Source organism: Sphingomonas asaccharolytica NBRC 15499 (genome assembly GCF_001598355.1).
In the GTDB taxonomy this organism is placed as follows: Bacteria; Pseudomonadota; Alphaproteobacteria; order Sphingomonadales; family Sphingomonadaceae; genus Sphingomonas; species Sphingomonas asaccharolytica.
Map to the genome: position 1 here is coordinate 1 of NZ_BCYU01000100.1, position 13,897 is coordinate 13,897.

The following is a 13,897-nucleotide window of genomic DNA, read 5'->3' on the forward strand; positions in this document are numbered from 1 at the left end:
AAGGCGGGGATCCATCTCGGAGAGAAGTCACACGCGCCACGGCTGTTTGGCAAGCTGGAGCGGGTCGGAGATGGGTCCGCGCTTCGCGGGGATGACGCTAATTTTCGGGGGGTGACGCTAAGCGGAAACGATCTATCCTCTACGCCCCTTGATGAAGATGTTGGCGGTCAGCCGCCCCAGGCGCGGATCGGCGCTGAACGCCATGTCGGGCGGAATGATTCCCGAATGGAGCATCGACCCGCGATAGATGGCGAGGCGATCGCGCACGCCTTCGATCCGCCCGATCTGTTCGTAATGCTGGTTGGATCCGAACGTATAGCCAGACAGGTCATCGTTCACCCGGCGCGCGGTCGCCACGAAACGGTGGACATTGCGCTCGTCGACCAATTCTATTCCGGTCGCACGCTGACGGAAGAACGCCGTGCCGGGCGTGTCGCTGAGATAATGGAGAACCGCGAAATAATCGGGATCGGTCGAATCGAAATGCGGCGCGCGCTGCGCCGGATCGAGCGTGCCGGGTGCCGCCGTCACCATCGAGAAGCTGGCCTCCAGCAGGTCGAACGTATCGACGTCGAAGCCGCCGCCAATGAACGGCCCTGCCGCCTCAAGCAGGCGCTCGACATAGCCATAGGCGGCGTCCCCGACCGTGATCGGACAGCGCAGTCCGGGGTAATAGGTCCCGCCGCTCGTCGGGAACGGTGCCATCGCCGCGGCCAGATCGACCACCTCGTCCACCGCGCCAGTGAAATCGTCGATGACGACCACCGGGCTCTGCGCCTCGCCGACATGACGCAGTTCGGGCTTCATTGCTGGATCGCGATCCGGGCTCCCCTGGGCAGATCGGGAAGCGAGAAGCGCAGCGCGCCGTCGGCGACGCGCGCCACGATCCGCTTCGGCCCCAACGTCACCTTGGGCGCGCTGCCCTTCCAGCCATGGATCACCACGTCGAAGCCGATCCACCACGGTTTGTAGCTGCCACTGCGCGGATCGAAGCTGAGCGAGCCGGCGTCGCAGCGGATCGCCTGGCGCAGGAAGCCGCCGCGCTGATAAGCGAAGCTGACCCCATCATCGAGGTAGAGCGAGCCGGCGCAGTCATTGCCCGGATAGACGTTGATCTCCAACGCGCCCTTGGGCGTCTCCGCGGTCGACTGGACCAACGGCTGGCGCGGAATGATCGCGCCCGGCCGGACGAACACCGGCAAGCGATCGAGCCGGGGCGTTTCCCTGACCGAGGCGCCCTGGACCTGCTCGCCGGTCCAGTAATCGTACCAGCCGACGCCGGGGAGGCCGATATCGTTGGGCGCGGGCGATTCCCAGGTCTGCGGCGGCGCGATCAGCAGGTCGCGGCCGAGCATGAACTGATCCTCGGTGCCGCCGACGCGGTCGCCGCCCTTCACCACCGCGGGATATTCCAGCACCACCGGGCGCATCAGCGGCAGGCCGGTGCGGCTATTCTCCTCGGCCAGGCCGTAGAGGTACGGCATCAGCCGATAGCGTTCCTCGATATAGCGGCGACGGATATTCTCCTGCTGCGCCCCATGCACCCATACTTCCTGTTCGGGTTTCCCCTTCTGGTAATGGTCGCGCATGATCGGGTTGAACGCGCCGATCTCGATCCAGCGCGTGAGCAATTCGGGCGACGGCGCATTGCCGGCGAACCCGCCGATATCCGCGCCGGCATAAGAGAAGCCCGATAGCCCCAGACTGGCGAGCTGCGTGGTCGACAGCGACAGATGCGCCCAGCTCGACGTGTTGTCGCCGGTCCAGGTCGCCGAGCAGCGCTGGCCGCCGGCATAGGAGGCGCGGGTCATCACGAACGGCCGGCGGTCGGGCGCGAGCTTCTTCACGCCTTCGTACGTCGCGCAGGAATTGAGCATGCCGGTGATGTTGTGCGTCTCGGCCTGGGTCGTCTTGCGCGTCTTGAAGCCGGGCGAGTCGATCGTGTTGACGACATCGATCGGCATCGTCTTGGTCGGCGAGTTGAACACCGCCGGCTCGTTCATGTCGTTCCAGAACCCGGCGACGCCTATCCGCACGAACTCGGCATAATTGCGTCCCCACCAATCGCGAGCCTTGGCCTGGGTGAAATCGGGGAACACCGCGGCGCCCGGCCAGACCGGGCCGACGAACGGCGCGCCGTCGGGGTTCTTCATGAATATGTCCGCGGCCATGCCGCTGTCGTACGGCGCGTAGCCCTGGTTCGGCGCGCTGGCGATGTGGAGGTCCGTGATGACCACCAATTTCATCTTCATCGCGTCGAGCCTGGAGACCAGCCCGGGCAAATCGGGATAGGCCTTCTTGTCGACCGTGAACGGGCGGTTGCGGTCCTGATAATCGATGTCGAGCCACAGCACATCGGCCGGAATCTTGTCGTTGCGCAAGCGGTCGGCGATGCCCTGCGCCTGGACCTGGGTCATGTAGCTCCAGCGCGATTGCTGGAAGCCGAGCGCCCATTTCGGGGTCAGCGGCGCGGGACCGGTGAGGTAGGCATAATCCTGGACCACGTCCTTGGGCGTCGCCCCGGTCATCACGTAATAATCGACCCCGCCGCCTTCCGCGCCGAACGAAAAGGCCCCGCGCTCGGACTTGCCCAGATCCATGAAGCCGCGCCAGCTATTGTCCATGAACAGGCCATACGTGCCGCCCGCCTCGTTCAAGCCGATGACGAACGGGATCGACTTGTAGAGCGGGTCGCTCGCCGGTGTGTAGCCGAACTGGTCGGTGTTCCAGAAAGTATAGGCACCGCCGCGCCGGTCGAGCGGCCCGGTCTTGTCGCCCAGTCCGAAGAAATGCTCGTCATTGGGCATTGCCTTGCGGACGCGGAAACCGCCATTGTCGAAGCCGATCGGCGTGCCTGGTGCATCGGCCAGGATCGTCTTGCCGGCAAGGTCGGTGATGGTGATCGCCAGCGATTTATCATCGATGCGGACGATCAGTTGCGCGGTGCGGATTTCAGTGGTGCCGCCTTTGTCGCTGATCTCAAGCGGGACGCGTGTCTCGCGCGATTGCGGCAGGACCGCCCAGGAGGCGTCCTCGGGCAAGGCGCCGTCGCCCGCGCGGACGCGGATGATGTCGGCGCGCGGCGCGCTGATCTCGAGTTTGATGCCGTTGGCGGAGGCGGTGTAATGATCGACGGACCTCGCCGCCGCGGCTGACGACGAAACCAAAGCGACAGCACCCAGTGCCAATCCCCACCAGTGTTCCTGCGAAAGCAGGAGCCCAGGGTTACGAGCGATATCACCTGTGGCCCTGGATTCCTGCTTTCGCAGGAACACAGACTTGGACACCTGTCGCGGCATTCTATGCTCCAGCCTTGAGGACGAAGGTAGCAGGCGTGCCCGCCATCGCATTGGGCGCGATCCATACATCGAACGCACCCGGCTCGGCATAGCTCTTCTTGTCGGGATGGACGAAGCCGAGATCGGCGCGGCTGAGCGTGAAGCTCACGGTCGCGCTCTGCCCGGGCTCGAGGTCGAGATGCTTGATGCCCTTGAGCGAGCGCACCGGCTGGGTCAGGCTGGCGACCTTGTCGTTGATATAGAGCTGAGCGACCTCGTGCATGGGCCGGGTGCCGGTATTGGTGACGGTCGCGGTGACGGTGACCGATCCGCTCCACGGGATGCTTGCCGCGCTGACACTCGTCGCCGAATAGCTCGCCGACGAATATGTCAGGCCGTGACCGAACGGATAAAGCGGCTCGTCGGTCACTTCGCGGTAGCGCGCCTTATAGGCCTTGTCGTCGGTCAGCTGCGGGCGCCCGGTGCGGCGGTGATTATAATAGAACGGCTCCTGGCCCGAGGCTTGCGGGAAGCTCACCGGCAGGCGCCCCTGCGGCGCATAATCGCCGAACACGACGTCGGCGATCGAATTGCCCGTCTCCGACCCGAGGAACCAGGTCGCCATGATCGCCGGCGCGTTCTTCACCGCCCCGGTCAGCGCGAGCGCGCGCCCATGGCGGAGCAGCACCACGATCGGCTTGCCGGTAGCCGCGACCGCTTCGGCCAGCGCCAGCTGCGGCGCGGGGATGCCGATATCGACGCGCGCCTGCGCCTCGCCCGACATGCTCGCGCTTTCGCCGAGCAGCAGCACGACGACGTCGGCGTCTTTCGCCAGGCGCACCGCCTTGTCGATCTCGCCATCGATCGGCGCCTCATAGTCCGAGCCGCGCGTCACGCTCAATTTGGCCTTGCCGTCCAGCGCGGCGCGGAATCCTTCCTCGACCGTCACGCAGCTCTCGTAATCGGGGAAATTGGCCCAGGGTCCGGGATAATCGCCCTTCTGGCTCACCGCCGGCCCGATCAACGCGATCTTGCCCTGCTTCTTGAGCGGCAGGAGGTTGCCCTCGTTCTTGAGCAGCACCATCGATTTGCGCCCCGCCTCGCGCGCCAGCGCGATCGCGTCGGGACGGCGGACGTCGCGCGCCTCGCGCGCGGGGTCGAGCGAGCGATAGGGATTGGCGAACAATCCCATCGCTTTCTTGACATAGAGCACGCGGCGGACCGCGGTATCGACCACCGACATCGGGATACGGCCAGCCTTCACGAGATCGGGCAGGTGCTTCCAATAGAGCCCGGACTGCATCGAGATATCGCAGCCCGCGGTCAGCGACTTGACCACCGCGTCGGGGCCGTCGGCGGCGTAACCGTGCAGGATCAATTCCTCTTCCGAGGTGTAATCGCTGACCACCAGCCCCTTGAACCCCCATTCGCCGCGCAGGATGTCGGTGAGCAGATAATGGTTGGCAGTCGAGGGCACCCCGGCAATGTCGTTGAAGCTCGACATGGTGGTGATCGCGCCGGCGTCGAATGCCGCCTTGAACCCCGGCAAGTGGATTTCGCGCAAGGTCGTCTCGGGGACGTCGGCGGTGTTATACTCCATCCCGCCCTGGACCGCGCCATAGGCCGCGAAATGCTTGGGGCAGGCGAGCATCGAATCGTCGCGGCGGATGTCGGGGCCCTGGAAGCCACGGACGCGGGCGCGCGCCAGTTGGACGCCGAGCCAGGTGTCCTCGCCCGATCCCTCAACCACGCGTCCCCAACGCTGATCGCGCGCGACGTCGACCATCGGCGCGAACGTCCATTGAATGCCCTTGGCCGAGGCTTCGACCGCCGCGGCGCGCGCGGTGCGTTCGGCCAGGCCGGGATCGAAGCTCGCCGCCTCGCCCAGCGGCACCGGGAACGAGGTCTTCATCCCGTGAATCACGTCGCCGGCGAAGATCAGCGGGATCTTGTGCGGAGATTCCTCGACCGCCACGCGCTGCAACTCGCGGCCGATATTGGTGCCGATACCGTTGAACAGCCCGACGATCTCGCCGCGCCGGATTCGTGCCTTGAGTTCCTCGATCCCTTGTTTGGCGAGGCCGGGGTTGAGCACCGGCCCCTCCGTCCGCGCCGCCAGCGGGTCCGAATAGATCGACAGCTGCCCGGCTTTGTCCTGGATGCTCATCCTGGCGATCAGCCGCTCGATGAACGGATCGCTCGCGGGCGCTGCCTTGGCCAGAGCGGGAAGCCCGGCCGATACCATCGCGACCGCTGACGCGCCCTTCAGGAGAGCTCGGCGGGACAGATCGGTCATGGCTTTTACTCCGCTTGTGATGCCGTCCCGCAACAGGCCCGGCAAATCCGGCCCCGCGCGATTCGCGGCAGTCGATTTCTTCTTGGCGAATGCGCATGAAACCGGTTACGGTGCAACTGTGGAACCGGTTACGCGACCGTGAGAGTCGACCCCGTCCACCCGGCAGCACCTGCCGGTAGCGGAGAGGATTCAGATCAAGGCGATGGCTGCGAGCCAATCACATTTTGCGATAGCTGAGGGCGCCAGGACGGCGCCGGCGACCGCCATGCGCGGCGCGCGCGACGCGTTGCGACATCATGGCCGAACGAACAACCGGACAAAGGGCGCTCGCGCCCGCGTGCAAGGGGAATTGAAATGACGAACCTGATGAGGGCCAGCCTGCGGGCAGCACTCGCTACCACGATTCTGGCGGGCGGCGCGCTCGCGCTGGCCATGCCGGCCGCCGCGCAGACCACCTCGACCATCCAGGGGCATGTCGACGGGGCCGCCGCCGACGCGACCGTGGTGCTCACGGATACGAACACCGGCCATCAGGATACCGTCAAGGTCGATGCCAATGGCAATTACGTGCTGGTCGGGGTCCCGCCGAGCACGTATCGCGTGGCCTCGGGCGACAAGTCCGTCATCGTCGTTGTACCGCTGGGCCAGGCGGTCACCGCCGATCTGATCGCGGTGCCGGAGAACACCAAGGACATCGTCGTAACCGGTTCGCGCGCGCGCGACGTCAAGACGCCGGCCATCAGCACCAACATCTCGCGCTTCCAACTCGAGAACCTGCCGAACGGCGACCGCAACTTCCTGAACTTCGCCGCGCTGGCGCCCGGCGTCACCGTCGAAGCGCCCACACTCGGCGGCAAGGCGCGCCGGGTTCAGGCGGGTGGCGTCAATTCGGACAATACCAACACGTTCATTGACGGCATCAGCATCAAGAACCTGGTCAACCACGGCGGCACGCTCGGGCAGAACCTCTCCTCGGGCAACCCATTCCCGGCGTCGGCGGTCGACCAGTTCGACGTCCAGACGCAGAACTTCAAGGCCGAGTTCGAGCAGGCCGGGTCGGCGGTGATCTCGTCGGTGACGAAGACCGGCGGCAACGAATTTCACGGCGAAATCTTTGGCGAATGGCAGCCCAAGGCGTTCATCAGCGAGAATTTCGACGACCGACCGGGCGGCCGCAACAATGCGACGCGGCCGTACAAGCAGAAGCCCGATTTCGACACTAAATATTATGGCGGCAATCTCGGCGGCCCGATCATCAAAGACAAGCTGACCTTCTTCGTCGATTTCGAAGGCACCAAGAAGACCTTCGGCTCGAACGATATCAGCGTCTACCCGAATGGCCTCAGCTCTCCCAATGCAGCAGCGCTTGCTTACCTGCAGAGCGCGCAGTCAAAATATAACGGCAGCTTTGCGGCCGACTTCAACGAGAAGCTGTATTTCGGCAAGCTGACATTCTTCGCGACATCCGCAGATACCGTCAATGTAAGCGCCTTCATCCGCAACGAGTCCAACCTCCAGATCAACGGCCGCGAGACGACGACGGAGGCATCGACGAGGAATCGAAACGACGAACACCGGTATCAGCTCACCTGGACGCATCGTGGCGCCAATTGGCTCAATGAATTCATCTTCGCGCGCGACGCCGCGGCCAATGGGGCGATACCCAATACTTCCGGTTCATCCTATGTCGTAGTCGATGCGGGTCTGTCGTGCGATCCGGATACGCATGTCTGCACGCCAAACAACCCGAACGTGGGGAGCTCAAGAGTTCTCGCCCTTGGCGGGACGAATTTTACGCAGGACGACCATCAGTATCAGACGCTGTTCAAGGATAATGTGACGTTTTTCGGCGGCGCGCATACGGTCAAGGCTGGCGTGAAGGTCAATTTCACCAAGCTGCAGCGCCTTGAGGATAACAATAGCCAGGGTACATTCTTTTATAATGGCAACACCTTTACCGGCATCGCTTCGTCGACACCCTACGCCGCGTCGATCAACACTGCTGCCGTCAGCCCGGTCACGGCCAAGAACACGGAAGTAGGCCTGTTCGTCCAGGACGACTGGAAGCCCGACGAGCATTGGCAGGTTAGCGCAGGTCTGCGTTGGGACTATGAGTCCAATTCGCGCAACGAAAAGTTCGTGACGCCCGCCAACATAGCGGCGGCGATCCGCGCCTATCCGGGCTGGAAGGCAGCGGGAATCAATCCCGACGACTACATTTCGACCGGTAGCAACCGCAAACCGTTCACGGGCGCGTTCCAGCCGCGTCTTGGTATATCCTACGACGTGAAGGGCGATCGCGACCTGGTCTTCACCATAGGCGGCGGCCGTTACTATAACCGGTCGCTGTTCATCGATTCCGCGCTGGAGACGATCAAGGACCTCTATGAATCGGTCGTGACCATCAACACGCCGCCCAATTGTGCCTTGGGCACCCAGGGTTGCGTCACGACGATCCCGACCGACGTCTCCGCGTTGCGCGCGCTGGCGGCGATGCAGGCCGGCGAAGTGCACCTGATGAACAACAACACCAAGGTGCCGTATTCCGACCAGCTCAGTTTCGGGATCCGGAAGCGGCTGGGGAAGATCAATACCTCGATCAGTTTCTCGTACATCAAGTCGCACAACATCTATCAGGAAGTCGTCGGCAACCGGAATCCGGATGGCAGCTACAGCCCGCTCAGCCCGCTCTTCTCGTACGGCGGCAACGTATATTCGTCCGGCATCTTCTACGGCTCCGCCGCAATCAACACGGCACCGCTGTTCGGCACCGATGGCCGGCGCTATGGCGCCATCTTCATCGGCAACAGCGATGGCAAGGCGACCTATGCCGCTCTGTATCTGCAGGCCGACAAGCCCTACACCGATGAATCGGGCTGGGGCTTCAGCACGACGCTGACCATTTCGAACGCCCGGTCGAACGATTCGCGCAATGGTGCCAATATCGGCGATCCGTTCAACTTCGATGCGCCGACGATCGGCTTGCAGGGCTGGGGCAGGTCGAGCGGTCTCGAACGGTGGCGCTTCGTGGGAACGGGCACCGTCCGCCTGCCGCTGGACATCCGCGCGACGACCTTCATTACCCTGTCGTCGGGCCCCTATTATGGCGGGGTCATTTGCGGCATCCCCGCTCCTTCCGTCGATGGCTGCGCCGAGACCAATTTCGGCATCTACAAGCCGGGCGGCATCGGTTACGCGAACATCGACTTCAATTTCTCGAAGACGTTCAAGATGCCGTGGGCGAAGTCGCACGAACTGACCGTCTATTTCCAGGCGCTCAATGCGTTCGACTTCGTCAACCGCAACTACTCGATGTGGGGCGGCGGCTTCCGTAACGTCGGCGACGCCGGGCCGAGCGGCCGATACGAGCTGGGCCAGGTTGCGAGCCAGGGCCGCAACTTCAAGGTCGGCGCTCGCTACAAGTTCTGAGGCTGTCGGTTTTGAAGACGAAAAAGGGGCGGGTCGAGCTATCGATCCGCCCTTTTCCTTTCAGGCCGTTACCGCCGGCGCCTTGCAATAACGGTCGATAAAGGCCGCGTGATCGGGCATCCGCCCCGCGGCATCGGCAATCACTTCCTCGATATCGCCCAGGAACGAGGCGCGGACGTCGGCGGGCATGATCGCCGCGTTCGGATCGTGCCCCATCGCAAACCCCTGCCCCAACAGCACCTGTACCCAGCTTTCGACGCGGAACAGCTCGGCCGCCGCGCGCTTGTAGAAGCGGCCCGAGGACGCGAACAGCTCGAGCCGCTCGGTCAGGCTGTCGGGGACCGCCATGTTCTTGAGATACTGCCAGTAAGGCGTGTCCTCGCGATCGGTCACCTTGTAATGCGCGACGATGAAATCGCGCACGTCGGTGAATTCGAAATCGTGCTGGCGGTTATATTCGGCGACATCGGCGGCGGCGAAGCCGCGATGCGGGAACAGGCCGAGCAGCTTGATGATCCCGGTTTGGATGAGATGGATGCTGGTCGATTCGAGCGGCTCGAGAAACCCCGCCGACAGGCCGATCGCGACGACGTTCTTCTCCCACGCCTTGCGCCTTTTGCCCGGTCGAAACCGCACCGGGCGCGGATCGGCGATCGGCTTACCGTCGAGATTGGCGAGCAGCACCGACGCCGCTTCGTCGTCCGAGACGTGGTTGCTCGAATAGACATGGCCATTTCCGGTGCGGTGCTGGAGCGGGATCCGCCACTGCCAGCCATGATCGCGCGCCGTCACGCGGGTGTAAGGCGTGAGCGGCTCGACCCGTTCGCACGGCACCGCCAGCGCGCGGTCGTTGAGCAGCCAGCGGCTCCAGTCCTCGTAATCGATGCCGAGTGCCTGGCCGATCAGCAGCGCGCGCATCCCCGAGCAATCGACGAACAGGTCGCCGCCGACCGTCCGACCGTCCTCCATCACGAGATGGTCGACATAGCCGGTCTCGCCATCGAGCTTGACGTCGACGATCTTGCCCTCGATCCGCTCGACACCCGGCGCTTCCGACCGCACGCGTAGATAGCGCGCCAGCAGCGACGCGTCGAACTGATAGGCGAAGTCCAGCCCGGCCAGCGGCGACGCCGGATTGCGCGGATCGGGAAAGGCGAATTTGTTGGCCATCCCGGCCGCGCAATTGAGCGCATAATCGTCGAAATGCCGCGCCTTTCCCGCTGCGCGCTCGAGCAACCACAATTGGTGCGTGTGCAGCCACATGAAGTCCTGCCCGATCCGCCCGAAGCCGTGGAAATAGCGATCACTGCCATTCTTCCAGCCGACGAAATCGATTCCCAGCTTGAACGTCGCCTGGGTCGCGCGGATCATCTCGACCTGATCGATCTCGGCGATCGTCATATAGTCGCGGATCGCCGGGATCGTCGCTTCGCCCACCCCGATGATGCCGATCTCGTCCGACTCAATCAGCCGGATCTCGTAGCTCTTGAACAGATGCGAGAGCAGGCCGGCGGTCATCCACCCGGCGGTGCCGCCGCCGACAATGGTGATGGTCTTGAGCGGCGCGTTGGGCGCGGTCATGCGATGATCCTCCGGGGCGGCGCTCGATCCGACGGCACCTTGGGCCCAGCCTAGCCCAGCTACGCCTTGCCGGTAAACGGTTACATCAGCCTTCGCTGCGCATCGAATAGCGCAGCTGGTCGAGCAGCGGCTTGAGCAGGAACGACAGGATGGAGCGATCGCCTGTCTCGACGAAGGTCTCGGCCGGCATGCCGGCCTTGAGCGCGATCTGCGGCGCCTTGGCCAATGCGCCGGCGTCGAGCCGCACCTTGATCCGATAATAGCTCTGCCCGGTGCGCTGGTCCGAGGTCAGATCGGGCGACACGAAGATCAGCTTGCCGGGAATGTCAGGAGTGGTCTGGCGGTTGAAGCCCGAAAAGGTGACTCGCGCGGCTTGGCCGACGCGGACCTGGTCGACATCCTGCGGGCGAACCCGCGCCTCGACGATCATATTGTCGCGGTCGGGGACGATCTGGAGCAGCGGCTGGGTGGCGGGCACCGCGCTGCCGATGGTGGTGAAGGCGATCTTGTCGACCACCCCCGATTGCGGCGCGCGGATCTCGCTGCGGTCGACCGTGTCGCTGGTGGTGGCGACGCGGACCTGCTGGTCGTTGAGCTGGCCGACGACCTCGGCGAGCTGGGTGCCGGCGTCGCTGCGGATCTGCTTGTCGACGTTGAGGATCTGTTCGTTCGCCTCCGAGATATGCGCGCGCGCCTCGGCGATGTTCGATTCGAGCGCGGCCTTGCTGCCCTTCATCTGGACCGCGGTGCGCTCCATCTCGTTGAGGCGGTTGATCGTCACCAACTGGCGATCGTGGAGCTTGCGCAGCCCGGCGAGTTCGGGCTCGATCAAGGTCATCTGGCTTTCGATCGCCGCGATCTGCGCCTGATAGCTGGCGATCTGTTCCTGATATTGCTGCACGCGTTGCTTGAGCAGTGCGATCGATCCATCGCGCTCGCGCCGGCGGAGCGCGAATAATTGCCGCTCGCGCGCCATCGCTTCCCTGGCGCGCGCGTCGGCCTTGGCGGTAAGGTCGGGCGGGAACAGGATTGAGGACGCGCCGTCGCGCTCCGCTTCCAGCCGCGCGCGCCGCGCCAGCAATTGCTCGAGCCCTAGAGCGGCGGACTCGGCGCCGACCGACGACACGCCCTGGTCGAGCCGCATCAGTAATTGCCCCCTGGCAACATGATCGCCATCGCGGACCATCAACGCCTTGAGGATCCCGCCGGTCGGATGGATCAACGTCTTCACGTTCGATTCGACCGCGACCTCGCCCGATCCGACCACTGCGCCGCCGACCTGAAGGATCGCCGCCAGGCCGAAAAAGCCAAGCACCAAAGCGGCGATCAGCACATAAGCGCGCCGCGTGCGGAGACGCAGTCGCTCGGCGCCGGGATCGGGTTCGGCATCGGGCCAGAATGCGTGGAGCGGAACCTGCGCGGTCATTGCCCGGCCTTCTTGCTGACGACCAGCCCGCCGGGTCCCTTGCCGCCACTCCCGTCGCGCGTCACCGGATCGGACCGGGGCGGTTGCTGCGGTGGCGGCGCGAGCTTGGCCAGCACCTCGTCGCGCGGACCGAAGGCTTGCGCGGTGCCGCCGCGCATCACCAGTAACAGGTCGACCACGCTCAATATTTCGCGGCGATGCGCGACCAGCAGGACGATGCCGCCGCGTGCCTTCACGCCGGCGACCGCGCGCGCCAAGGCGACTTCGCCATCGGGGTCGAGGTTCGAATTGGGCTCGTCGAGCACGACCAGGAACGGATCGCGATAGAGCGCGCGGGCAAGCGCGATGCGCTGGCGCTGGCCGGCCGACAATTGCTGGCCGTCCTCGCCGACCTGGAGGTCGTAACCGCCCGGCAATTGCACGATCAGCTCGTGCACGCCCGCCGCTTTCGCCGCGGCGATCACCGCCTCGGACGGCGCGCCGACCTCGAATCGGGCGATATTCTCGGCGATCGTCCCGGCGAACAATTCGACCGATTGCGGCACATAGCCGATCGAGCGACCCAGGGTCTCGCTATCCCATTGCTGGATCGCCGCGGCGTCGAGCCGGACCGCGCCCTTGGCCGCTTTCCACACCCCAAGCACACCGCGCACCAGCGACGATTTGCCCGACGCGCTGGGGCCGATGATCCCGACGACTTGCCCGGCCTGTGCCTGGAAACTGACCCCGGCGACATTGGTCAGCTGGCTGCCCGGCGGGGTCAACGAGAGATTGTCGACGGTCAGCGACTTGGACGGCGCCGGCAATTCGGTGCGCTCGCCGACCGGCGGCGGGACTTGCCCGAACAATGTGTCGAGCCGTGCCCAAGCCTGGCGCGCGCCGACGAAATGCTTCCAATTGGCGATGGCCGAATCGACCGGCGCCAATGCGCGGCCCGACAGGATCGAGCTGGCGAAGATGATCCCCGCGGTCGCCTTGCCGTCGATCACCAGCATCGCGCCGACCGTCAGCACGACCGATTGCAGCACCATCCGCGCCACTTTGCTGATCCCCGACAAAGTCGCGGTGGTGTCGGTCAAGGTCGCCTGCTGGTCGAGATAGTCGTGATGGATCCGCCGCCATTGCAGCATCAGCCGATCGCGCATGCCGAGCGCAGTGATGATCTCGGCATGGCGCCACTGGCGGTCGGCGAGCAACCGCCGCTTCGCCGCCGCCTGCGCGACCGCCGCTACATGGCGGCCGCTGACGCGTTCGGCGACCAGGGTCAGCGCGGCCAGCCCCAGCATCCCGACCAGCGTCACGACGCCGAGCCAGTAATGCACCGCGGTCAGGATGATCAGGAACAGCAGGATCCAGGGCAGATCGATCAACGCCGGCGGCCCGGCACTGGCAATGAACGCGCGCAATTGGTCGAGGTCGCGCACCGGGCTGACCTGTTCCTTGGCCTCGGGCCGTTCGAGCGCGATCCGCGCCTCGATCGCCTGAACGCGCCCGGACAGCGAGCGGTCGAGCGATGCCGCGACGTCCGCCAGCATCTTCGACCGCATCACGTCGAACACGCCGTAAAAGGCATAAGCGATCAGGATCATCGCGAAGACGCTGAACAAGGTCGGCAGGCTCTGTGCCGGCAACACGCGATCATAAACCAGCATCAGATACAGCGAGCCGGTAATCGTCAGCAGGTTGATGAAGGCGCTGAGCGCGACGATCGCGCCGAAACCGCCGCGCAGCTTGGCCAGCGCGGCGCGGATTTCCGATTCCTTATTGCCCCGCGGCCGCGACATCGCACGCTTTCTACTGGTCGGCGCCGACAATAGACCTAGACCGAAGCGAATCCAATGGGATCGTTACGCGGCCGCCGTCACATCGCTATGGCGGGTCTATCAC

Annotated in this window: 7 protein-coding genes; 1 reads left to right on the forward strand and 6 read right to left on the reverse strand. The window is 64.6% G+C overall.

Annotation, left to right across the window (positions count from 1 at the left end):
* Positions 1 to 132: 132 nt before the first annotated feature.
* The 3 genes from SAS01S_RS19430 to bglX form a co-directional block, all read right to left on the reverse strand.
* On the reverse strand, positions 133 to 807 hold the full coding sequence (locus SAS01S_RS19430) for a DUF6445 family protein (protein ID WP_066812531.1): 675 nt from the start codon (positions 805 to 807) through the stop codon (positions 133 to 135).
* Positions 804 to 3,188 (reverse strand): glycoside hydrolase family 31 protein, encoded by a 2,385-nt coding sequence (locus tag SAS01S_RS19435; protein ID WP_169804987.1) that lies wholly within the window; start codon positions 3,186 to 3,188, stop codon positions 804 to 806. The genes SAS01S_RS19430 and SAS01S_RS19435 overlap by 4 nt, the downstream gene beginning before the upstream one ends.
* A 112-nt stretch (positions 3,189 to 3,300) precedes the next feature.
* Positions 3,301 to 5,574 carry a beta-glucosidase BglX gene (gene bglX, locus SAS01S_RS19440; protein ID WP_084239240.1) on the reverse strand — a complete coding sequence of 758 codons (2,274 nt, stop codon included), beginning with the start codon at positions 5,572 to 5,574 and terminating at the stop codon, positions 3,301 to 3,303.
* A 354-nt stretch (positions 5,575 to 5,928) separates the two neighbouring features.
* Between bglX and SAS01S_RS19445 the strand changes: the two genes are divergently transcribed.
* Positions 5,929 to 9,003, forward strand: coding sequence for a TonB-dependent receptor (locus SAS01S_RS19445; protein WP_066812532.1), 3,075 nt, complete (start codon positions 5,929 to 5,931; stop codon positions 9,001 to 9,003).
* A 60-nt stretch (positions 9,004 to 9,063) separates the two neighbouring features.
* On the opposite strand, the gene SAS01S_RS19450 is transcribed toward SAS01S_RS19445, so the two are convergent.
* The 3 genes from SAS01S_RS19450 to SAS01S_RS19460 form a co-directional block, all read right to left on the reverse strand.
* Positions 9,064 to 10,584 carry a tryptophan halogenase family protein gene (locus SAS01S_RS19450; protein ID WP_066812533.1) on the reverse strand — a complete coding sequence of 507 codons (1,521 nt, stop codon included), beginning with the start codon at positions 10,582 to 10,584 and terminating at the stop codon, positions 9,064 to 9,066.
* A gap of 85 nt (positions 10,585 to 10,669) precedes the next feature.
* A complete protein-coding gene (locus SAS01S_RS19455) occupies positions 10,670 to 12,010 on the reverse strand; it encodes an HlyD family type I secretion periplasmic adaptor subunit (protein WP_066812534.1) in 1,341 nt (446 codons plus the stop codon).
* Positions 12,007 to 13,794 carry a type I secretion system permease/ATPase gene (locus SAS01S_RS19460; protein WP_066812535.1) on the reverse strand — a complete coding sequence of 596 codons (1,788 nt, stop codon included), beginning with the start codon at positions 13,792 to 13,794 and terminating at the stop codon, positions 12,007 to 12,009. The genes SAS01S_RS19455 and SAS01S_RS19460 overlap by 4 nt, the downstream gene beginning before the upstream one ends.
* Between the last annotated feature and the right edge of the window lie 103 nt (positions 13,795 to 13,897).